Source organism: Parasphaerochaeta coccoides DSM 17374, assembly GCF_000208385.1.
Classification (GTDB): domain Bacteria; phylum Spirochaetota; class Spirochaetia; order Sphaerochaetales; family Sphaerochaetaceae; genus Parasphaerochaeta; species Parasphaerochaeta coccoides.
The window spans coordinates 919465-940610 of the sequence record NC_015436.1 but is presented as its reverse complement, the minus strand read 5'-3'; the positions used below and the strand labels follow the sequence as shown (position 1 = coordinate 940610).

Here is a 21146-nt window from a genome sequence, read left to right as displayed (position 1 = left end):
GGTGCTTTCTTGATAAAATCTGATCCGTGGTCTATTCCTCGGACTTCTTGTTTTTCTGCCCTTTCGGGCGACCGACCTTGCCACGGCGTTCCTTGAGGTAAGCAAGCTCATCAGGCGATATCAGGTAGACTCCGGAGACCTTTTCTTTTCCTGTGCGCTTGAGCATTTCAGTTACATTGACTTTGCTTGTGCCGAGGATTTCTGCCACATCGGCGACGGTATAGAATGGCTTCATGTATCACCTCAACGCAAGGATCAAAACTATGATGAACGTCGCAATGTTGAGAGCCGTATTTATCCATGCGTGAATTTCATGTTTGTCTTTCATGTTGACTCCTTCAGCTTTTGGCTGTAGTTTGTATTTGTAGGGGGTGGTTACCGCCACCCCCGGACGCTTATTTGTATAGGTAGCTAAGCAGTGATACCACCAAGCTTCCTAGGGCGATGACCATTTCGATGATTTTTACAATCTTTTCGAAATGGTCTTTCTTTTTCCTTGATGACTAATAGTACCATGCTCATCTCATTCTGTCAATATATTATTATAATAAAATTATAATATGAATAACCTATAGACAGTAACTGAAATTGTAGGATGCACGATCTATTTCTACCGGAACGTGTTCAGCGTGGTACCGAGAAGCACGGTGAATCTGGTGGTATTAATTTTATTACGCCAAATAGGGTTCGAACCTATGACCTACTGCTTAGAAGGCAGTTGCTCTATCCAGCTGAGCTATTGGCGCGTAAAAATTACGTAGAGAAAAACCAATCTTGCGATATGCCTCGCAAAAATCTTCACAAAGCTATCATAATTCTGCCGTTGCGTAAAGCACCAGAGGCTAGTCTGAGCGGAAAGCAGTTTAATTCACTATTCAAGATGATGGCCGAACGCCACAGTACGGATTAGTCAGACCCTACTTGCCGATGGTCAGTTCTTCAAACTGGTCGAGCAAGGACGCAAACTTGCGCGTTGCAGCTCGGACCGGTTCAGGGGAAGACATGTCTACTCCTGCCTTTTTCAAGGAGTCAATCGGGAACAAACTGCCTCCCGACTTCAGGAAGGAAAGGTAGGCATCCCTGTCGTTAGTCGTGCCGGAAAGAACCTTGTCGGACAAAGCTATGGCCGCAGAAATTCCCGTGGCATATTTGTACACGTAGAACGCATTGTAAAAATGGGGAATCCGCAGACCTTCAAGGTCACTGTTTTCCTCAAATTCGACCAGAGAACCGAAATATTGTACCAGCAACCCTCTGTATGTCGAGCGCAGACCCTCCAGCGTTATCGGCTCTCCTTCTTCAGCCTGTCTGTGGATGATGTCCTCGTATTCAGCGAACATCGTCTGCCTGAAAAGTGTAGCAAGAAGGTCATCGATCTGCTTGCCAATGATATATGCACGCATCTTATCATCCTTGGCAGTATCGAACAGGTACTTGGCTACAAGCTGCTCATTGAACGTTGACGCAACCTCGGCCTCGAAAATAGTATAGTCATAGTGCGGGTAGGGATTGTTCCGGGCACTGTACCAGCTATGCATGGAATGACCGCCTTCATGGGCAAGGGTGAACACATCCCTGAGGACATCCTCCTTGTAGTTCATCATGATGTACGGCTTACCGGAGAAAGCGCCACTGGAAAAAGCACCGGAACGCTTGGCAACATTTTCGTACCTGTCCACCCATCGCTCCGTGGTGAGCCCGGCAGTAATGGTCGCACCATATTCGTCTCCCAAAGGCTTCAAGGCGGCGGCTATGATACCTACAGCTTCATCATACGGTGTCACCGTATCCACGCCTGATACCAGCGGAACATAGACATCGTAATGGGCGAGCTTGTCCAAACCAAGAGCTCTGCGTCGGATATCATAATAACGGTGCAGAAGGGGCAGGGCGTCATGAACCGATGAGACAAGACTATCATATACCTCCATGGGGACATTGTCAGGGAAAAGAGCGGCAGCTCGTGCCGAAGGGAATGCCCTGCTGTTCGCCTTGAAGATATCTTTCTTGACGGATCCCTCATACAGACGGCCAAGGACGTGCTTGTGTGTAGCGTAGACTTTGTAGAACTGTCGGTACACTGATTTGCGCAGCTCCCTGTCCGGATTATTCATGAAGGAGCTCCATGTGGTCTGCGTCAGAGGAAGATCCCCCTCCGGAGTCGTGATCATGCCGAAATCCATGTCTATGTTAGTGAGATCTTGGAAGGCAGTACGGGAAACCGTGGTTGCGTCCGATGCCAAAGCCAGCAGTTTTTCTTCGTTTTCCGTGAGGACGTGCGGCTTGAAGCGGATCAGCCGGGCAACCATGATGCGGTAGTCGGTGAAACGCTCCTCGGCAAGCCATGAATCCAGCTTGTGAGAATCAACTGCCTGGATTTCCGGGTCAAACCAACTTGTCGCCGCCGAGAAATCCGTTGCTGCCTGCTGGACAAGCCCCATACGTTTCTGACAGTCCGTATTGGTTCCATCTACCGAGAACCTGAGGAACGCATAGTTGCCCAGTCTCTCTATCTTCTGCGAAGCATCGATATACCATCCAAGAACTGCGTACAAGGCATCTGAGGACGTCCCCAGCGTTCCCTTGTATTGTGCGGCTTGGTCAATCATACCCTTGAATTGCGCAAGAGTGGCATCCCATTCTTCTTCCATGGCAAAAAGTGACGACAAATCCCAAGTATCTTTGACCGGGACCTCATTTCGCTGTGGTGTCTTGTTCATCTGCATGCCTCTTTATAGTTGACTCTTTATTGCAATATACGCTTGTCAGGATCTTTTGTGCTGCCCGTAGCGCACGGCCGCGATGGCTGAAATAGTCTTTCTGCCACGAATCCAGTGCTGCCATGCTCATCCCTGCCTCATCGACAAAAAAAATCGGATCATAGCCGAAGCCACCCGATCCATGTTCTTCTGTCAATATTGAACCCTCTACTTCTTCCTGTACGGTGAAATGGCAAAGAGAAGAAAAGACAACGGCTATAGCGCATACGAAACTTGCCTTCCGCTGGCTTCCTACATATCCCTCCATGTTGTGGAGCAGATACTTGTTCTTCTCATGAGCTTCCAGCAAACGCCCGGCATTTTCACTACCATAGCGTGCGGAATGTACTCCCGGTTCCCCACCAAGGGCAGGAATTACCAGTCCGGAATCATCGGCAAGGATGGGAATACCCATAGTGGAAGTGACCTTGTGCAAAGCCAAGGCTTTTATCAGGGCATTTCCCGTGAAAGTGGGAGCATTTTCCTCACAATCCCATAAAACTCCCACATCAGTGGGAGTCATGATTTCATATTCCGGAAGCATGCGTTGGATTTCTTCTTTCTTGTGCAAGTTTCCGGATGCGAGCAATATTTTTTTCATTGCCACAACAATACCGAATTCATCATACATCGTCCATATCCGGATACAGGCAGCGCTGAATCAACGCTTTTCCGTAATGTATGCCGGAACACACCGTACCATGCGGTATTTTGAGCATGTGGGCGATATTGCTGTGAGAAAGCCGAGACTGCATGTGCTTCAGGTCATGGAGCCGCCGTTTATAGGCCGCTTCCTTCTGATGCTCCAGCACAATTGAAGCTTTCATCTTCTCATCAGTTTCAGACATGCCATAAAGATTCTCCTGCTCCTGCAACATGACCATGCGAATCCAGTGAGTATTCCTGTTGATTTCCAATGACTCACGGTTCCGTTGCTGTTTTACCTGCAATTTCCTTGCATGCCAAAGCAACTCCTCAAGAAGCGCGACATCAACATCGAACAATGCCGCCATGAATTCTATGTCATGAGGCTCCAGCCGATCGGGAGATGTCATCATCAGCATCAGGATGCGACGACGGTGCAAGGGAGAAGTCAAGTAAAGGCACAGCCGGTATGCGGCAGGATTCAACCTGTGTAGGTCAGCAAGGCAAGCCCGTCGCGCCGCCGTGATATGGAAAGTGGCAGGATACCAGGAGATTTCGCTGAACAGGACTTCCGGTGGAATACCTTTCTCCGGATTCCGGTATCGCGCATCAAGAGTGAAGGCTGACTGTCGGTTCCTGTGTTTCTTCCTGATTAGCTTCGTAGGACTTGTCGCGTCAAGACGCAGTATGATGTCGGACTCTTTCTGCATGGCTACGATATCAAATACATCGGGCACATCATCAAGGATTTCCGGTTCTTCGCCTTCTTCATGACCTTTCTTGTATGCAGGGATTCCTGTGATTCCACGAATTGGCTCATAGGTGAGGATGCAACGTTCCTCTTGAATCGTTTTTTTTCGTGACCTGAGCCATGTATCGCGACGGCGTTTCACAATGATCTTGAGATACTTGTCAAAGGGTACCCAAGCGTATCGGTATGAATCCAGCATTCCTTGGATTCCCGGCAGACAGAAGTCAAGGAACTCCCCGGCATCCTCGCTATCTATGAGACGATGGTACACAGGATACTGATAGAGGAACTCCATTAGATTTTCCTTCAATCTGTCCAAAAGTCGTTCCATGTGAATTTGTTCCTGCATGGACAGACTGTGTTTTTCCTTTAAGGCAACGTATTGCCTTACCCGATGGTTCAAATCCTCTTCCCACGCCGGGGAGAGGTACAGTGACATGCTCATCAGAGCCTCCTGCGATCATGCGGGGAATATTATGTGAACAATCCGCATGAACAGCAGGAATATAATATGAAAGGATCATGCCAACTTTTTGGATTATTCCAAGCCAATGGCAATTATTTTTTGTGTAATAAAGAAATAATAATCAGTTTATTTTTTCAGAAATCGCGGTCAGAAGAAAATTTCTCACTTCTTGGATTGACTGTTGAACAGTGGCGCCAGCGGCCTTGCAGTGTCCACCGCCGCCTAGCAATCCTGCCAAAGCGCCGACATCAATGTCCGAGGAATGGCTGGAGCGCAGACCGAGTTCAATGCTTTGACCGTCGATATGCTTGATGAAAATGACCATCTGGACGCCGTCGATGGAAAGCAACGCTGCATAGAGGGCATCACTCGGTCGATTCTGTTCCCCAAAGCGTACCATGTCTTCTTTGCTGTCCTCGACAAGCAGCACCTTGCCATCATAGAAAGATTCAATACGGGCAATCAAGGCGGCGAGGTACTGGATGGATTCAATGGGACGCCCGCCGGTCATGCGGTCGTAGATTTCGTTAGGAGAGACTCCTGCATCAACCAAATCCGCTGCCATTCGCAGCGTTTCACCCCTGCCAGGTCCGATGAAACGGAAGAACCCGGTGTCGGTGGCAAAACCGAAGAACAGGTGTTCGGCGGCAAAATTGTCAATCTCTACTCCCAGGTGAACGAACAGGTGCTGTATCAACAGGGTAGTGGAGAAGGAATGGGTAAAAATGAAGCGCAAATCACCGAAAGGAACGCCGGTACTGTGGTGGTCAATGACCAAAGTACGCAGACCTTCTATCTCTGTGGCCAAATGTCCTATACGGTCCAATGTGGAACAGTCAACGACGATAACCAAGGGATCATCACTTTTCCATTCAGCAGGGATGTGAGAGACAAAGGAGTCCTTCCATTCCCGTATCTCTGGTCTTTCGAAAGGACCAGCGTTAGCAAGGAGGATTTCCTTAGTTCCCAGCTTGGAGAGAAGATATCTCATGGCGATTTCACTGCAACAACAGTCACCATCAGGAGCGACATGTCCTATGATGATGGCTTTCTTGCAAGAACGAAGCGCATTGGCGATATCTTCAGGCACGTGGGGGTAAATCATATCAACCCTCCGATGCAATGAGGAGCTTGGGCTTCGTACCGTTTACGACAGCATCCCGATCAATGACAACCTTCTTGACATTGCTCATGGATGGGATGTCGTACATGATATCAATCATGATGTTCTCTACGATGGAACGCAGTCCACGGGCACCGGTTTTTTGTCCAATTGCTTTCTCGGCGATAGCGTCAACGGCTTCCTGCTTGAATTCCAGGGACACATTGTCAAGTTTGAACGAAGCTACGTACTGACGAAGGATGGCGTTCTTTGGCTCGGAAATGATCCTGATTAAATCTTCCTTCTTCAGGTTGTCCAAGGAGACGTGGATTGGCAGGCGTCCGATAAATTCAGGAATCAGTCCGAACTTGACCAAATCATCGGGGAGCAATTCCTTGTACAGTGTCGAAAGATCCTTCTGGGAACTGGATAGAGTAGCACCGAAACCCATAGGTTGGGAAGCAACCCGTTTCTCAATCACTTTTTCCAGACCGACAAAAGCGCCTCCACAGATAAAAAGGATGTTGCTGGTGTTGATCTTGATCATTTCCTGGTTGGGATGCTTGCGTCCTCCCTGAGGCGGGACGTTTGCCTCGGTTCCCTCGATGATTTTCAGCAGAGCCTGCTGTACGCCTTCGCCGGACACATCGCGAGTGATGGAGACGTTCTCTCCTTTCTTGGCAATCTTGTCGATTTCATCGATGAAGATGATGCCCCGTTCCGCTTCGGCGATATTATCATTTGCGTTCTGGATGAGCTTGAGAAGGATGTTCTCCACATCCTCGCCGACATATCCCGCCTCGGTGAGCGTGGTAGCGTCGGCAATGGCAAAAGGAACTTTCAGTTTGCGGGCAAGGGTTCGGGCAAGCAGAGTCTTTCCCGTACCGGTTGGTCCGATCATCAGGATGTTCGACTTGTCCATCTCCACGCCTTCTTCCTTGCTGAGGCGGTTCTGATACTTGATTCTCTTATAATGATTATAGACAGCGACCGACAGGACGCGCTTTGCAGCATCCTGCCCAATTACATAATCATCGAGATAGCTTTTTATCTCCTGAGGAGTAGGAAGTTCTTCGGGCAGGGTTTCCTCTGTTGGATCTGGGGATTCGGCGAGGATTACGTTGCAGGTCTTGACACACTGGTCGCAAATCGACACGCCTCCAGGGCCGGAGATGAGTCTTTTTACTTCATCCGCGCTTTTGCCGCAGAAAGAGCATAGTTTGGAAGGTCTTGCCATTATCAGTTCCTTTTCATCACGTGGTCAACGATTCCATAAGCCACGGCATCTGGCGCGGCAAGGAAATAATCCCTTTCCAGGTCTTTTTTCACTTGGTCAGCAGGATGTCCTGTGTGCCGGGCAAAAATATCCACCGTCAACTGCTTGATGCGGGACATCTCCCTGGCATGGATGCCAATATCGGTAGCTTGTCCTTGGACGCCTCCCCACGGTTGGTGGATCATGACCCGCGCGGAAGGAAGGATGAATCTTTTTCCTGCCGCTCCGGATGTCAGCAACAACGCCGCCATGGAAGCGGCCTGCCCTATGCAGATGGTCTGGACATCGCTGTGAATGTACTGAATAGTATCATAGATGGCAAGCCCTGCCGTGACGCTTCCCCCTGGGGAGTTGATGTACAGGCTGATGTCCTTGCTCGGATCCTCGGACTCCAAAAAGAGGAGTTGTGCAACGGCGAGATCCGCCGTTACGTCATTTATCTCTCCGTCAAGGAAGATGATGCGATCCTTGAGCAGACGGCTGAAAATGTCATAGGAACGTTCTCCGATGCCGGATTGTTCCACGACGACAGGGACGAGTGAATTCATCCTTTCCGTTCTATCCATGCTTACAGGCTCCTTTAGAAAAAAAGCAGGACTCCGGAGCGCCCTGCTTTCGGTCACTCAATTCTCAGTGGGCGTGTGTGGCGTGCGCACCCTGGATGAATTGGTCATAGGTGAGAGGCTCGCCTTCTATGAAGGTGTTGTTTTCCAGCAGGAAGGGACCGACCTTACGGAACTTGAGGTCGTCAAGAATCATGTCGCGGTAGTAGGTTTTCTGCGCTTCATCCGTGATGTCCTTGAGCTGTTCAGCCTCGGCTTCAGCAAGTTCCTTGTCGTCAATCTGGAAGTTTTCCGCTTCTTTGATTTTGTCCAAAAGGAGCTGAACCTTCAAGCTCTTGGCAGCAGGTTCTTTCCATTCGTCCATCACACTTTCCTTGGTCTGGTTCTGGAACTGGAGGAACTTCAGAACCTGTTCTTCGTTCAGCCCGCTCTGGCGGACAAACTTGTTCCAGTTCTGTTCAACCTCAATCCGAATCATTGACGCAGGCACAGGAATATCGACAGTCTCCAATATCTTGTCGGTCAGGGCGGAGAGCTTGGTTTCATCCAGATGAGTCTTGAGATGCTCCTCTAGTTTTTCCCGTGTTGCTTTCACCAAGTCAGCGACAGTCTTGTATTCTTCCTTTACGTCCTGGGCGAACTCGTCGTCCAATTCAGGCAACTCGCGGGTCTTGACGTTCTTCACTGTGGCCTTGAGTGCGATGGTCTTTCCTGCGTAATCGGGAAGATCGTAATCAGCAGGGTAGGTTTTCTCAAAAATCTTTTCCTCATCCTTTGCCATGCCGATGATGTCTTCGTCAATCTTGTAGAAATTGTAGCCGCTGCCTACGGTGAAGGTGAAGTCCTTGCGAGCGGTGTTCTCGATTTCATTCTTGTCAGCGTCAAGCTCGGTATAATCGACGGTCACGACATCCCCATTCGCTACCGTACCGTCTTTCTCACGTACAAGGGCGTTCTGGTCGCGGAGCTGTTCGATTTCCTTGTTTACCAAATCATCGGTGACTTCGACTTTGGGTGCTTCCACGGTCAGTCCTTTATAGGCAGGAAGCTCGAACGCGGGTATGACATCGTAGACGACGGAGAAAGTGATGTCAGTATCGGGCTTGAAAGGAAGCAGGGATTCTTCGTTCTGGAGGACGGGCGTACTGTAGGGGAGGGGTTTGAATTGATCCTCGATTTCAGCGACGGCCGCCTGGACGGTTTTCTCAAGAGTGTTGAAGGTGCTTTCCTCGCGGATTGCCTGTCCAAACTTTCCTTCAAGGACAGACAGCGGAGCCTTGCCTGTGCGGAATCCTTTGATTTGGGCTTTCTTCCCATAGGTCGCCAGCAATTCCTTGTACGCAGCTTCGATATCAGCCGCGGTGATGGTTAGCGTCAATTCAACGGAGGAGTTCCCCAGTTCTTTGATTTTCTTCTCAGCACTCATGCTACTTCTCTTCCTTTCATAAGCAAAATGCGTAAACCGCACGTATTTTACCGGAAAAACCGGCGGATGATCCAATCCAGAGCTTCTGGATGCAACCAACTTGACTATGATACTGTATTTAACGGATTTCAGCCACTGGTGAACCCGAATATCCTAAAAAAACAGCAAGGATATGCTCCAAACCATTTTTACCTAGAGCGAGAGACGGGATTTGAACCCGCGACATCCACCTTGGAAAGGTGCTTGAGCATGATGAAATCCGTGAGGATACGAATTTTTGCATAGAAAAACCCTCAAACGTAAGAAAGTTAGCTGGGAGCTTTTTTCTGCTGTTTTGGTATCACAAATATGGTATCACACCCCAAAACGAGCATCAGACACAAAAAAAGTAACTAACTGCTTATATTGCAATTAGTTACCTAGAGCGAGAGACGGGATTTGAACCCGCGACATCCACCTTGGCAAGGTGGAGCTCTACCACTGAGCTACTCTCGCGAAAAAGAACCAGGCAATGACACGGGCTTCTCGGTATGCGAGAGGCGGGACTTGAACCCGCACACCGTAAGGTACTAGATCCTAAGTCTAGCGTGTCTGCCAATTTCACCACTCTCGCGGTGCTGTCAAGGCGTTTTTGCAAGATGCCAGACATATGAGCCGCAAAGGGATCGAACCTTTGACCCGCAGATTAAGAGTCTGCTGCTCTACCAGCTGAGCTAGCGGCCCAAGACATTACCTATTTACTGTCAAAAAACCATGCACTCTGCGCCCGGCAGGATTCGAACCTGCGACCTACGGATTCGAAGTCCGCCACTCTATCCAGCTGAGCTACAAGCGCAGTCTCCAAACAGACCCCCTTACAGAGGGAAGGGTGGAAGACGGGGCTCGAACCCGCAACAACCAGATCCACAATCTGGGGCTCTACCTTTGAACTACTTCCACCATGAGCTGAAGCGGGCTGCCCACCGCAGTGATGCAACGACCTGCATTAATATGCCGTAAAGCCATTTTTTTGTCAACTCTCACTGTTCAAAAACAATGAAAAAGCCTCTCTGGACGTAACTTCTTTTCCGTAAAAGATTAAAAACCATGGACACTTTCCAGTGTCTCCTTCCATGCTCCCGTTCCCTTGTCACGGGAGGCACTGCGGACGGCACTATGGGCGGTAGGGGATAGCCGCGCCGTATCGGCATGCCTGACACAGAGGAACACCACATGATGCCGCCATTGGACATGCCTATCCGCCAAAGCATCCGTCACCAATGTAGAAAGCTGGTCAGGGCTGCCTTTCCATCCAGCCTCCTTCAATGCGGGAAGATAGGTTTTCTCCATCCAACGAAAACAATCTTCACGGGTGATGGCTCGTTCCTCACGGAAATCATCGCTATCCATGTCCACCACATACCCTTCTTGTTTGAAGCACGCTGGCAAATCGGCATCATTCCATCCTGCGATATCATCGACATTGGAGGCATAAATGTGTTTCTCCGCTTCTTTCAGGACATCCTGCGCCGAAGAACCCACCTCCATGAAGTCGGACAGACGGGAACCCTCCGACGGAACGGTTTCTGCCAGGGCAATGACACCATCAGGGGCAAGGACAGCCAACATCCGCGCAGCTAATTCCTGCTGTGATGAAAAACGAGTTAGAACGTTTCGTCCGATGATTGCCTCGAATTTTACATCCTGATCGATGCGGGAGAACACGTCCAATGGTTCGCATTGGAACAGACGCGGGCGGGAAAGATCTTCCATGCCCTCCGCATAATGAGTCAGGTGCGCGAGCTGTTCCGCGGTCCTGACAGATGCGATGACCAACCCTTCCGGCGTCTTGCGAACCGCTTCCCAGAGAAGAAGACCATGTCCGGCATTCAGCACCATGATACGCGAATGACGCCTGATGTCCAGAGCGGCATACAACTTCACATGGATATCGGAGAGCATCCTTCCCCGTTCCGTCGTAGTCCTGTAAAGCCATTGTTCCTGCTTCCTGTCGCGCGGCGACCATGTCAGTTGTTCAGGGAAGGCGTCAGGAGTGACAGCTTCCATTTGTGCCTCCCTGTGACGCAAGACAGTATCCCTGATACGAGCCTCATAGCCTGTCTCCGCAGGATGGTAGAAAATCTTTCCTTGGAGGCTTTCCGGAAGATACTGCTGGGCGACCCAGTGGTCACGGTAGGCATGAGGATACAGATAACCCTCCCCATGCCCGAAACCCTCGGCATCGCGGCTGGCATCCTTGAGATGGGTGGGAACCTCGGCACGGCTTTCCGTCTCCACGTTCTTGAGGGCATCGAAGAAGCCCATGGTGCTGTTCGACTTGGGGGCAGTGGCCAGATAGAGGGCCGCATGTGTCAGATGGAAACGCCCCTCCGGGAGACCGATACGATCGAAGGCGGCGGCATCAGCTTCAACGATGGTGATGGCCATGGGATCGGCCAGCCCGATGTCTTCGCATGCGCTAATCAACATTCTTCGGAAAATGAACCGGGGGTCTTCACCGGCACGAACCATCCTTGCAAGCCAATAGAGCGCGGCATCAGGATCAGAACCGCGGAGACTTTTGATGAATGCGCTTATGATATCGAAATGATAATCACCTTCCTTGTCGTAAAGAACCACCTTTTTTTGAATGCTTTCCTCGGTCGTCTGCTGTGATATGTATATCTCGGTTCCTGGAGGAGGCGGCCAGATGGCAGGTGTCGTCTCCACAGCCAGCTGCAAAGCGTTGAGCAGGGAACGGGCATCGCCGTTGGATACATCAATCAGATGTTCCAGCGCTCCCGCCTCGAAGCTAACATCATATGCTCCATAGCCCCGGTCCTTATCACCGAGGCATTGTCGGGCAATGTCCAGCAAGTCGTTGTCAGTCAGGCTCACGAGCTGGAAAATCCGTGAACGACTGACAAGCGCGGCGTTGACCTCGAAATACGGATTCTCCGTTGTCGCGCCGATGAGGATGAACGTTCCGTTTTCCACCCAGGGAAGCAAGGCGTCCTGCTGGCTTTTGTTCCAGCGGTGTACCTCGTCAACGAAAAGTATGGTTCTCTGCTGCCAGTGGCTCAGCCGCTCCCGTGCTTGTTCAATCTCATAACGAAGCTCCTTGACCCCACTGAGGACGGCATTGAGGGTGACGAAATGGCTTTTCGTAGTATTCGCTATGACTCTGGCAAGGGTGGTCTTGCCGGTTCCCGGCGGACCATAGAAGATGACGGATGAGAGCTGGTCGGCTTGGATGGCACGCCGTAGCAGTCTACCAGGACCAACGATATGTTCCTGGCCGATGTATTCATCCAGAGTGCGGGGCCGCATGCGATAGGCAAGAGGCTGCGCGTCACTACCGATCCCTTGGTTTTCGAACAAATCTTCCATGTTTCAAGTATATACGAAGTTCATCTGCTCTGGAAGATAAGCGCAACAGGATCGGAATCATCCGCAATGGGGGTGGAGCGGATGATGTCTTCCTCTTGGGAAAGACGCCGGAGAAAATCATCGGCAAGGGATTCTGCCAATGCTTGCATCACCTCATCGTCCGTAGCTGACCAGATGCCGGGAAGGGACTGGCGCCACGGACCATCAAACCGCGCCCATGCTTCCGTCCAGATGCGGTAGCTGTCCTTGATTCCTGTCCAGATATCGGCAATGGAGTTTCCGTCCGCGTCTGTCCGTGACATTGCCTGGAACGCCAAACCGGCTATGTGGGCGACCAGAGCGGGACGTATGCTTTCTCCGAACAGGGGAGACACCGTGATGGTACCTTGGGCGAGCAGCGCGGCATCGACATCCAATGGGATGGTGAAGGCATGGACATCATCCTGCATGAAGGAAGGAATGGTAGTTGCAATGTCCGCCACCAGCACCATGAACTGTCTTTCCCATGCCTGTATCCGGACACCCATGCCGGTGATGGAGGAATTATCAAGGAACATGGTTCGAATTTCCGGCATCATGTAGGTGGCAGGGCGGGCAGGTTCAAGGCGTAGCTGTTCCGAAGTCCCTTGGACGGCTCTTTCCAAAAGTATGCGTGATGCTGTTTCCACGTCCCGTCGGTACATTTCCGTCTTTTCCGGAGAATCCTGGGGTAGGGAGGCGCAAGCGATGATAAACGCCATGCTGAACATGCCGAAAATGAGAAGCAGGATTGAACTGAGCCGTATCTTCATAGGGTCAAACTATAACATCGGCACTGATGCCGTGTCTATGAAATGAAAGAGTCTTAAGGAAAAAGAAAGTCAGCTAAAAAAGAGAAGATAAGAAGATAGCGCGATACATGGAAAAAACATGGTACGCCGCTTGACGTGAAGCACGATAAAGGCGAAATTATCATCAACAGCCAATAATATGATAACACCATAAGGGAGGACGAAATATGAATGACAAAAGGGCGTATGTCCTGACGACACCCCAAGTACGTGAAAGAAGTCTGATCAGGAATGTCTATGTATGGATGACAGCAGGACTTGGCGTCACTGCCGTTGTAGCCTATCTTGTCGCTGCCACACCGGCCATAATGAGTATCATCTTGAGCAACCAGTTCCTGTTTTTCGGAATTGTGATTGCTGAGCTTGCTTTAGTGTTCTATCTGAGTTCTCGCCTGAAGACAATGGATGTAGGCAAGGCGGTAGCGTCCTTCATTGGCTATGCCATCCTGAATGGCGTGCTGATGAGCACCTTGTTTTATGTATTCACTGGAGGCAGCATCGCCATAGCTTTTTTCACCACTACGGTTGCGTTCGGCGGGATGAGTGTCTTTGCCATGCTGACCAAACGCGATTTGAGAGGCTTTGGCTATTATTTTTCCATGGCTCTGTGGGGGCTGATCATCGCAAGCTTGATCAATATGTTCCTGGGAAGCCAGACCATGTACTATATCATTTCTTTTGTCGGGATTATTGTTTTCCTTGGCCTGACCGCATGGGATACCCAGAGGTTAAGGGATGTCAATGAACAGTATGGCACGACGATGACAGAGGAAGAATACACCAAGATATCCATTATCAGCGCATTGAGCCTCTATCTTAACTTCATTAATATTTTCCTCTACATCCTCCGTTTCATGGGCGTAATGAGAAGGGACTGATGTATCAGGGTATCACCGGGGCTTTTGCCCCGGCTCAAAGGGCCTTCCCATCCATCTAGTGGTCAACGTGTATTTCGGCAACTTCCATATGCTTTCAGTCAGAGGATGATTTGTACAGGCGTTTTTCTTACGTGCGTATCGCCGTTACCCAGTTGACCGGTACTATTCTGTCCAGTCGCCCAGAGCGTGCCGTCCTTTTTCAAAATCATCGTATAGTTCTCTCCGGAGAAGACAGCCGCGACATCAGTCATGAACCCGACCCCGCCAAACCCCTTGACCTGCACGGATATGTTTCTGTTCTCCGTAGTGTCGTCACCCAGTTGACCAGAATCGTTCAGTCCAGTCGCCCAGAGTGTGCCGTCCTTCTTCACAATCATCGTATGGAGCTTTCCGGCGGAGACAGCCGCGACATCAGTCATTTTCACGGAACCATCGGTATCATCCTTGATCTGCACGGGAATGGCTTTGTCGATTATAGTGCCGTCACCCAGTTGGCCATATTCATTCCGTCCTGTTGCCCAGAGCGTGCCGTCCTTCTTCACTATCATCGTATAGAAATTTCCGGCGGAGACGGTCACGACAGGACTGCCCGGATCAATATTCATGGATGTGACCTGCACGGGCGTTTTTTTGTTGTTCAAATCGCCTGAAGTGCCGTCACCCAGTTGACCATACCGATTGAATCCAATTGCCCAGAGAGTCCTGTCATTCTTTAGAAGCATCGTATGATAGGCTCCGGTAAAGACAGCCTCGACATCAGTCATGAATCCGTCCCCACCAGAACCCTTGACCTGCACGGGCGTGCTTGTTGTATAGGTGGACCCAGCGCCGAGACCCAGTTGACCAGCCCAGTTGTCTCCAGTCGCCCAGAGCGTGCCGTCCTTCTTCAAGATCATCGTGTATTCGTCTCCGGCGGAGACTGACTTGACCTTCACCAGCCACTGTGCATACAACATCACGTCATTGGCGGGCATGGTGAAGGACTCACCGGCGGCATAGTAGCTTCCGTTGCCATCAGGCAGAGTATTCCATCCATAGAAGTAATGGATGTCCTTTTCCAATGATCCGGGATCTGGCAGTGTGATTTGGTTTCCTTCATGGGCATACATCCGTTCCGGAGCACTGCCTCTCGTGGCTCCGTTATCCCCAAAGGTGAGGCTGTATGCCTTTTCCGCAGCCCCGTTTATGCCGTCACCGTCATCCCAATCCTTGATTTCAATCTGGATTGCGGCAACGGCGACTTCATCCGCTTCCGTATTCAGCGTCATGTTGTAGACATGCTGCTTTCCTTTGTCAAAGTGAATCAGGTGCTTGTCTCCGTCAGCTACAGCACCTGTGGTACTTGGCTTCCATGTGTATGTACCAGCGCCAGCACCACCGGTCAGGACAAACTCCAGGCTCACGTTAGTCAGGGCAAACGTGTTGCCCACAGGTATCAGCACTGCCTCGAACCTGCGCTTGCCCTCATTTCTTTCAGATTGAGTAAGGGTGTCGGAAATGTCCTTCATGACAATAGACTCAATGACACTGGCAGCATCCAAGGTTCCGTCATTCAGATTGATTGAGGTCTGCGTGTTCAAGCCTCTGACCGTAGCAGTAAATCCACCAGTGGCATCATTGATAGCCGTAGCATCAACGGTCGTGCTCGGAGAGATGTTGACAATCAGGCGGGAGAGCATATGCTCAAGCTTCAGATGCACCGTTGAGGTATTGTTCTGTACATTGTCGGTGCGTCCCCACAGGAAGTCAGCCTTTCCGGTGTCCTGTTCTCCGGAACCCGGATAGACATGTATGGGCAGAGCCGTGGTATTGGCGATGGAAGACACATAAGGATAGTAGGAGATGAAGTCGAAGAATGGTGCAGGATTCGTACTAATGTCATCCCACTTCAAGGTATTGGCATTATCAGCAGGACTGAAAGCGGATGTCTCGGAGGCTGTGTCAGCCGTGTATGCTTGGTTGGTACGTTCCGTGGTGGCAGAAGCTGCCAGGGCATCATGAGCTACCATGTAGATGCTGACTTCATCATCGGCTTGCCATTCGGAATTTGCCGTGGCCTTACGCCCTATCTCCGTGGAGAAGTGTACGTCGTTGTCGTGTGAAACACATAGGTTGCCGTTGCATGAAGCAAAGACGAAAAGCACCATGAGGATGCTTACAAGCACAATGCTGTTTTTTCTCACTTTTTCCCCCTTATTTTTCCATGAAAAACCAAAAATCATTCATCAAAACATAATGAAGTGATGGGTTAATCTGGCGAAGCATGATGAATTGATGAGTTAATGTAGGGGATATCGGTGATGATTGGCGATTACCCGAAAGTATGATTTTGACGTAAAAAGATATAATACTTTCGTGTTACTCGAATCTAAAGATGCGGATAGTGTCGCCTATGTTCCGTTTTAAACGGATATTCCTTGGAAACATGTTTTCATTTTTTCCTTTTGACGTGATGTTAAGAAAATTCATGCCAGCTCTGAAACACATGAAGCCATTAGGCTTTTTTCTCACGTGATTTTGTAACACATACTTTCTTTATGTTCACACACATGCCCTGATTGTCAGGAGGAAGCATTTTGCCGTATGATGAGTGACATGACGAAACTTTCCATCCCTGACATCCCGTTTTCCATCATAGCGGAAACCCCTTCCTACCTTGTTGTGGCAAAGCCCGCAGGCATGCCTGCCGTACCACTGAAGACGGGAGGTAAAGGGGAGACTCTGCTGGATGCCGTAGCTGATCTGTACCCGGATGTCCGGAGTGTCCAAGGGAGGAATGAATGGGAGGGCGGGGTCGTTCATCGGCTCGACACCCTTACCAGCGGTCTGACGGTCATTGCGCGGACTGACGAGGCATGGTGGGCGTTGCAAGCCCAGCAGACGGCTGGACTGTTTGCAAAAACATATGCCGCATGGTCATTCGGACGGCAGGACGATGAGATGTTTCCTCCTGGCTTTCCATCGGAAATCGTTTATTATGTCACAAAAGATGGACTTTTCTTGCGTTCCTCATTCCGTCCTTGGGGCGTAGGAGCGCGAGCTGTCCGTCCAGTATGCGAAGATGCCACAGGACATGGTGCGAGCAAGGCTACAGACACGATTTATGAAACAACCATCGTTTCCCATGAGAAAGGGCCGGGCAAACTCAATACTTTCCATGTACAGATATATCGAGGTTTCCGGCATCAGATACGATGCCACCTTGCATGGTATGGATTCCCTTTGGTAGGCGATTCCCTCTATGGCGGAGAACCCAATGACCGGTTGGGACTGTTCGCTGAAAAAGTTGAGTTCGAGGATCCCTATGCCCATGAGAGAGTTGTCTATACTTTGGGCAGCATGTTCTTTACATGAAAGGAATGACTTTTTTCCCGGCTGGGGATATTCTGATGGATGGAGGAACTTCAATGAACGTAACACGTGAAAAAAAACTGGCTGCTTTGCTTGTCAGTCATTCGGTCAGGCTACAGAAAGGCGAGAGCTGTCTGATAGAGGCCATAGATCTTCCCGTGACCATGACGGAAGCTTTGATTGAGGCCGTTTATGAGGCAGGTGGGAATCCTGTCGTCAATGTCTGGAGTGAACGGATTGAACGGGCTATGGTGGAAGGTGCCACGGAGGACAGCCTGAAGGTCTGGGCTGACGTGGACAGCTACCGGATGAAGACGGTGGATGCCTACATTGGCATACGCGGAATAGCCAATGTCCGTGAGCTTGCCAGCATACCTTCCCAGGTGGCGCTTTCCTCAAAGTTGTACAATACCCCCGTTCATCGAGACATCCGCGTTCCTCATACAAAATGGGTGGTGGCGCGGTTCCCGACGGAAATCATGGCAATGCAGGCAGGGAAGTCCACGCGCGAGTTCGAGGATTTCTTCTACAAAGTGACGACAGAGGTTGATTACGAAGATATGGCGCGCAGATTCACCGAAGCAAAACCATTCCTCGATGCGGTTGACAAGGTACGCATCATCGCTCCTGGAACAGACCTTTCCTTCTCGGTCAAAGGGCTGGGCTGGATTCCTTGCGCCGGAGAAATGAACATCCCTGACGGGGAAATCTATACGGCTCCCGTGCGCACCAGCGTGAATGGAACCATTGCCTACAACTGTGACAGCACATACCGCGGTCATAAATTCTCTGATGTGCGTTTTACTTTCAAAGATGGAAAGATTGTCGAGGCTCATGCCGATGATGATGTCTTGCTTACCAAGATTCTTGATTCCGATGAAGGCGCCCGCTATGTGGGGGAATTTGCGCTTGGTGTCAATCCACAGGTCACTGAACCTATGGACAATACATTGTTTGATGAGAAGATACGTGGTTCCCTCCATTTCACTCCGGGCAATGCGTATGACGACTGCTTCAACGGCAACAGGAGCGCGGTTCACTGGGACTTGGTTCAGCGTCAGGATGCGGCTGTCGGTGGAGGCGAAATATGGATGGACGGAGTATTGGTTCGTAAGGACGGGGTATTCGTCCATGAGGCTCTCAAAGTGCTGAATCTGTAGGCCAGGGTTCTCATACGTACTATATGGTTGATGTCCAGACAGGCGTTCGAAATGAACTGACCTTCAAGAGTTCTCCAACTCCTGAGAGCCAGTTAAAAAGAACGTCTTGTTTTTGTATTTTTTTATCTCTGCAAGGAAACAGTAAATATCGATAGAATTGGCTTACGTGGAGAATTGATCATTGGTGCTGTCAGTATTCCAGATATATTCGATGGCTTCTGCGATTTCTTCCGCTTTTTTATTTCCAAACCGATCCGCGATAAAGCCCAATGTCATGTCTATGCCCGCTGATATACCTGAAGACGTATAATATTTTTCATCCACGACCCACCGCGCTTTTTCAATCCACGTGACATTTCCATTGGTCGATTTCACCCATGCGAAAGCTTTTTTGTTTGACGTCGCTTTCCTGTTGTCCAGAAGTCCGGTCTTGGCAAGCAGGGCGGAACCTGTGCAAACAGCAAGGCAATACATAGCCTGTTGTGATATGCCGGTTAATGTCCTGATGAACGCGGCATCATCGACAAGGCATCTTGTTCCTTGTCCCCCTGGAAGCAGCAGGATTCCTGAATAATCGGCCTCGTCAACGCTTTTTGTAAGAATCTGTGTACCCTGCCGGCTTGTAATCAAACCTCCGTTCATTGAAACGTAGCACAAGGTGTATTGTTCTATCCGTCCCAATACTTCAACCGGGCCGAATGCATCCAAGGTCTCAAAATCAGGGAATAGGAAAACATTTACGTCCATTTATTCCGTGTTTCCTCCGTCAGAAAGAAAGTCCTCAAGTTCAACGCCGGAAGCATCTTCTTCAGGATTCCCGACAAGGATTTCCACTTTTCTCTCCATTTTTGACAGGCTCTCGTCAACTTTACGGGCGAGTTTGGCGCCTTCTTCAAAAAGCTTGAGCGCATCGTCAAGTGGGGTAGAGCGGTCGCGCAATCTTTCGGTGATTTCCTCGATTCTTTTCATATCGTTCTCAAAGCTCATTTTGTCCTCCTGGTCGTCGCCGCCACGCTGCCGTCATGGAGGTGGATGGTGATGTCCTTCTCTCCGGCAAGCTGGGTAGCCGATGTCATATTCTGTCCTGTCATTGTATCGGTGATGACCGCGTATCCCCTTTCCAATATAGATTGCGGGGAGAGTGCCTGAAGCTGGGCAGTGTGGCTGGCAAGAGTTCTCCGTGCCTGTTCAAAGCGGTGCAAAAGGGTTTCCTTCATTCTCATATCCATGTCGTCGAGAAGATAGCGGTTCTGCTCAATCCTGCTGACCAGCCTTTCGGAAAGTGTGCGGGGAGAGGCTTGACTCAGAAGCATACGCGCCTCTGAAAGGCGATTCTGGATGAGATGAACAAGTGTGGAACGGACAGCACGGAGTTTTTCCAACCGTTCTGAACGGCTTGCGCTGACAAGTTCCGCCGCTGCCGAGGGAGTTGGAGCTCTAATGTCGGCCACATAGTCGCTGAGCATCCAGTCAATCTCATGCCCGACAGCCGAGATGACTGGCAGGGCGCAGTCGTGGATGGCTTCAATGACGGAGGGGTCGGAGAACGGCATCAAATCTTCCAGGGAGCCTCCACCCCGCGCCACGATAATAACATCTCCCAAGAGGAAGCGGTCGGCTTGACGGATGCGTGTGGCAATGGATGCCGCGGCTTCATCACCTTGGACACGAGTAGGGAGGATGACCACATCAAGTCCCGCCGCCCTGCGTCCGAGTACTTGGAGGATATCATGCAGCGCGGCTCCGCTTTCGCTTGTCACCACGGCAACACGCTGTGGATCCGGAGGGATGGACTTTTTTGACGCAGGGTCGAAGTATCCAAGGGAAGCATAGTGATTCTTCAATTGCTCCAGTCTGGCTTGGAGGTTCCCTTCCCCGACACGGGTCATTGATGAACAGATAATCTGGTAAGTCCCGCGCTTTTCATAGACATCTATGGCTCCGGTCACTACGACCATCTCGCCATCTCGTGGAAAGAAATCGAGCATGGAGGCTTTGCCACGGAACATGACTGCGCTGAGCATTGCGTCGGCATCTTTGAGCGTGAAATACCAGTGACCGGAGGAAGACGGCCTGAAATTAGAAATCTCGCCTTCAACGTTCAAGTCATAGAACCCTCCGGCAAGCGTTTTCTTAATCAGGGATGTCAGCTCGGAAACTGATAATGAAAGAGAAGGGAAAAGTCCGGCATTGTCCACGGTCAGGCTCCTTCGTCTGAAATACCCATTTTCATGGCACCCGCCAGTATACGGGAAAACGGGAGATAAAGGAACTGTTGGTCGGTTCAGTAAAAAAAAATGACTTTAAGAGGGGCAAATGGACAAAAAAACACCCGGCATTCACGCCGGGCGTCTCTTTACTGACATATGGGCGATATCATTCAGCGATGATTGCGCTGGTCGGGCATGCGCTGGCGCATGCTCCGCAGTCAATGCAGGCATCAGCGTCGATGACGTAGATATCACCTTCAGAAATGGCATTGACAGGACATTCAGGCTGACAAGTGCCACATGCTATACAAGCATCAGTAATCTTATGTGCCATGATGTGCTCCTTGGAATAAGCTATGC

General features: G+C 50.3%; 18 protein-coding genes and 6 tRNA genes. 3 read left to right on the top strand and 21 right to left on the bottom strand.

The window, feature by feature from the left end:
* Window positions 1-31 precede the first annotated feature (31 nt).
* From SPICO_RS04130 to SPICO_RS04055, 16 genes are all read right to left on the bottom strand, one after another.
* Complete coding sequence (locus SPICO_RS04130) at window positions 32-235, bottom strand: helix-turn-helix domain-containing protein (protein ID WP_013739420.1); 204 nt, start codon at window positions 233-235, stop codon at window positions 32-34.
* Between the two features lie 437 nt (window positions 236-672).
* Window positions 673-746: transfer RNA gene (locus SPICO_RS04125), tRNA-Arg, on the bottom strand.
* A 171-nt stretch (window positions 747-917) separates the two neighbouring features.
* A complete protein-coding gene (pepF, locus tag SPICO_RS04120) occupies window positions 918-2720 on the bottom strand; it encodes an oligoendopeptidase F (protein WP_013739419.1) in 1803 nt (600 codons plus the stop codon).
* Entirely contained in the window at window positions 2695-3390 is a 696-nt protein-coding gene (locus SPICO_RS04115) for a non-canonical purine NTP pyrophosphatase (RefSeq protein ID WP_013739418.1), read from the bottom strand. Before SPICO_RS04115 ends, pepF begins: the two co-directional genes overlap by 26 nt.
* Window positions 3383-4600 (bottom strand): hypothetical protein, encoded by a 1218-nt coding sequence (locus SPICO_RS04110; protein WP_013739417.1) that lies wholly within the window; start codon window positions 4598-4600, stop codon window positions 3383-3385. The genes SPICO_RS04115 and SPICO_RS04110 overlap by 8 nt, the downstream gene beginning before the upstream one ends.
* A 142-nt stretch (window positions 4601-4742) precedes the next feature.
* Window positions 4743-5726, bottom strand: coding sequence for a DHH family phosphoesterase (locus SPICO_RS04105; RefSeq protein ID WP_013739416.1), 984 nt, complete (start codon window positions 5724-5726; stop codon window positions 4743-4745).
* Between the two features lies 1 nt (window position 5727).
* Complete coding sequence (gene clpX, locus SPICO_RS04100; RefSeq protein ID WP_013739415.1) at window positions 5728-6960, bottom strand: ATP-dependent protease ATP-binding subunit ClpX; 1233 nt, start codon at window positions 6958-6960, stop codon at window positions 5728-5730.
* Window positions 6961-6962: 2 nt separating this feature from the next.
* Window positions 6963-7547 (bottom strand): ATP-dependent Clp protease proteolytic subunit, encoded by a 585-nt coding sequence (locus SPICO_RS04095; RefSeq protein WP_496196967.1) that lies wholly within the window; start codon window positions 7545-7547, stop codon window positions 6963-6965.
* A gap of 82 nt (window positions 7548-7629) precedes the next feature.
* Window positions 7630-8988 (bottom strand): trigger factor, encoded by a 1359-nt coding sequence (tig, locus tag SPICO_RS04090; RefSeq protein WP_013739413.1) that lies wholly within the window; start codon window positions 8986-8988, stop codon window positions 7630-7632.
* 423 nt (window positions 8989-9411) lie between these two features.
* Window positions 9412-9483 (bottom strand) — tRNA-Gly (locus SPICO_RS04085).
* Between the two features lie 36 nt (window positions 9484-9519).
* Window positions 9520-9601: transfer RNA gene (locus SPICO_RS04080), tRNA-Leu, on the bottom strand.
* A 37-nt stretch (window positions 9602-9638) separates the two neighbouring features.
* Window positions 9639-9711: transfer RNA gene (locus SPICO_RS04075), tRNA-Lys, on the bottom strand.
* Window positions 9712-9749: 38 nt separating this feature from the next.
* Window positions 9750-9823: transfer RNA gene (locus tag SPICO_RS04070), tRNA-Arg, on the bottom strand.
* Window positions 9824-9855: 32 nt separating this feature from the next.
* Window positions 9856-9927 (bottom strand) — tRNA-His (locus SPICO_RS04065).
* Window positions 9928-10065: 138 nt separating this feature from the next.
* Window positions 10066-12357, bottom strand: coding sequence for an AAA family ATPase (locus SPICO_RS04060; RefSeq protein WP_013739412.1), 2292 nt, complete (start codon window positions 12355-12357; stop codon window positions 10066-10068).
* A gap of 20 nt (window positions 12358-12377) precedes the next feature.
* The gene (locus SPICO_RS04055; RefSeq protein WP_013739411.1) at window positions 12378-13148 is read right to left on the bottom strand and encodes a hypothetical protein; all 771 of its coding nucleotides are present in this window, start codon (window positions 13146-13148) and stop codon (window positions 12378-12380) included.
* A gap of 206 nt (window positions 13149-13354) precedes the next feature.
* On the opposite strand from SPICO_RS04055, the gene SPICO_RS04050 reads away from it, so the two are divergent.
* Window positions 13355-14065, top strand: coding sequence for a Bax inhibitor-1/YccA family protein (locus SPICO_RS04050; protein WP_013739410.1), 711 nt, complete (start codon window positions 13355-13357; stop codon window positions 14063-14065).
* 98 nt (window positions 14066-14163) lie between these two features.
* On the opposite strand, the gene SPICO_RS09715 is transcribed toward SPICO_RS04050, so the two are convergent.
* A complete protein-coding gene (locus tag SPICO_RS09715; RefSeq protein ID WP_013739409.1) occupies window positions 14164-16248 on the bottom strand; it encodes an RCC1 domain-containing protein in 2085 nt (694 codons plus the stop codon).
* 400 nt (window positions 16249-16648) lie between these two features.
* On the opposite strand from SPICO_RS09715, the gene SPICO_RS04040 reads away from it, so the two are divergent.
* Window positions 16649-17419: a pseudouridine synthase gene (locus tag SPICO_RS04040; protein ID WP_013739408.1), complete on the top strand. Its 771-nt coding sequence runs from the start codon at window positions 16649-16651 to the stop codon at window positions 17417-17419.
* A 53-nt stretch (window positions 17420-17472) separates the two neighbouring features.
* Window positions 17473-18576, top strand: coding sequence for an aminopeptidase (locus SPICO_RS04035; protein WP_013739407.1), 1104 nt, complete (start codon window positions 17473-17475; stop codon window positions 18574-18576).
* Between the two features lie 162 nt (window positions 18577-18738).
* On the opposite strand, the gene SPICO_RS04030 is transcribed toward SPICO_RS04035, so the two are convergent.
* The 4 genes from SPICO_RS04030 to fdxA all read right to left on the bottom strand — a co-directional run bounded on the left by SPICO_RS04030 (window position 18739) and on the right by fdxA (window position 21120).
* Window positions 18739-19323: a DJ-1/PfpI family protein gene (locus SPICO_RS04030; protein ID WP_013739406.1), complete on the bottom strand. Its 585-nt coding sequence runs from the start codon at window positions 19321-19323 to the stop codon at window positions 18739-18741.
* Entirely contained in the window at window positions 19324-19563 is a 240-nt protein-coding gene (xseB, locus tag SPICO_RS04025) for an exodeoxyribonuclease VII small subunit (protein ID WP_013739405.1), read from the bottom strand.
* Window positions 19560-20774 (bottom strand): exodeoxyribonuclease VII large subunit, encoded by a 1215-nt coding sequence (gene xseA / locus SPICO_RS04020; protein ID WP_013739404.1) that lies wholly within the window; start codon window positions 20772-20774, stop codon window positions 19560-19562. Before xseA ends, xseB begins: the two co-directional genes overlap by 4 nt.
* A 178-nt stretch (window positions 20775-20952) precedes the next feature.
* Window positions 20953-21120, bottom strand: coding sequence for a 4Fe-4S ferredoxin (gene fdxA, locus SPICO_RS10085; protein ID WP_013739403.1), 168 nt, complete (start codon window positions 21118-21120; stop codon window positions 20953-20955).
* Window positions 21121-21146: the final 26 nt, after the last annotated feature.

What these genes read in the sequence shown, in the direction of transcription:
- SPICO_RS04060 (WP_013739412.1), bottom strand. Translation starts at nt 12,357, where the DNA reads ATGGAAGATTTGTTCGAAAACCAAGGGATCGGTAGTGACGCGCAGCCT.
- SPICO_RS04035 (WP_013739407.1), top strand. Translation starts at nt 17,473, where the DNA reads ATGAACGTAACACGTGAAAAAAAACTGGCTGCTTTGCTTGTCAGTCAT.
- tig (WP_013739413.1), bottom strand. Translation starts at nt 8,988, where the DNA reads ATGAGTGCTGAGAAGAAAATCAAAGAACTGGGGAACTCCTCCGTTGAA.
- SPICO_RS04110 (WP_013739417.1), bottom strand. Translation starts at nt 4,600, where the DNA reads ATGAGCATGTCACTGTACCTCTCCCCGGCGTGGGAAGAGGATTTGAAC.
- xseB (WP_013739405.1), bottom strand. Translation starts at nt 19,563, where the DNA reads ATGAGCTTTGAGAACGATATGAAAAGAATCGAGGAAATCACCGAAAGA.
- SPICO_RS04115 (WP_013739418.1), bottom strand. Translation starts at nt 3,390, where the DNA reads ATGTATGATGAATTCGGTATTGTTGTGGCAATGAAAAAAATATTGCTC.
- clpX (WP_013739415.1), bottom strand. Translation starts at nt 6,960, where the DNA reads ATGGCAAGACCTTCCAAACTATGCTCTTTCTGCGGCAAAAGCGCGGAT.
- SPICO_RS04050 (WP_013739410.1), top strand. Translation starts at nt 13,355, where the DNA reads ATGAATGACAAAAGGGCGTATGTCCTGACGACACCCCAAGTACGTGAA.
- SPICO_RS04030 (WP_013739406.1), bottom strand. Translation starts at nt 19,323, where the DNA reads ATGGACGTAAATGTTTTCCTATTCCCTGATTTTGAGACCTTGGATGCA.
- SPICO_RS04130 (WP_013739420.1), bottom strand. Translation starts at nt 235, where the DNA reads ATGAAGCCATTCTATACCGTCGCCGATGTGGCAGAAATCCTCGGCACA.
- SPICO_RS04105 (WP_013739416.1), bottom strand. Translation starts at nt 5,726, where the DNA reads ATGATTTACCCCCACGTGCCTGAAGATATCGCCAATGCGCTTCGTTCT.
- fdxA (WP_013739403.1), bottom strand. Translation starts at nt 21,120, where the DNA reads ATGGCACATAAGATTACTGATGCTTGTATAGCATGTGGCACTTGTCAG.
- SPICO_RS04055 (WP_013739411.1), bottom strand. Translation starts at nt 13,148, where the DNA reads ATGAAGATACGGCTCAGTTCAATCCTGCTTCTCATTTTCGGCATGTTC.
- SPICO_RS04095 (WP_496196967.1), bottom strand. Translation starts at nt 7,547, where the DNA reads ATGAATTCACTCGTCCCTGTCGTCGTGGAACAATCCGGCATCGGAGAA.
- SPICO_RS04040 (WP_013739408.1), top strand. Translation starts at nt 16,649, where the DNA reads ATGATGAGTGACATGACGAAACTTTCCATCCCTGACATCCCGTTTTCC.
- pepF (WP_013739419.1), bottom strand. Translation starts at nt 2,720, where the DNA reads ATGAACAAGACACCACAGCGAAATGAGGTCCCGGTCAAAGATACTTGG.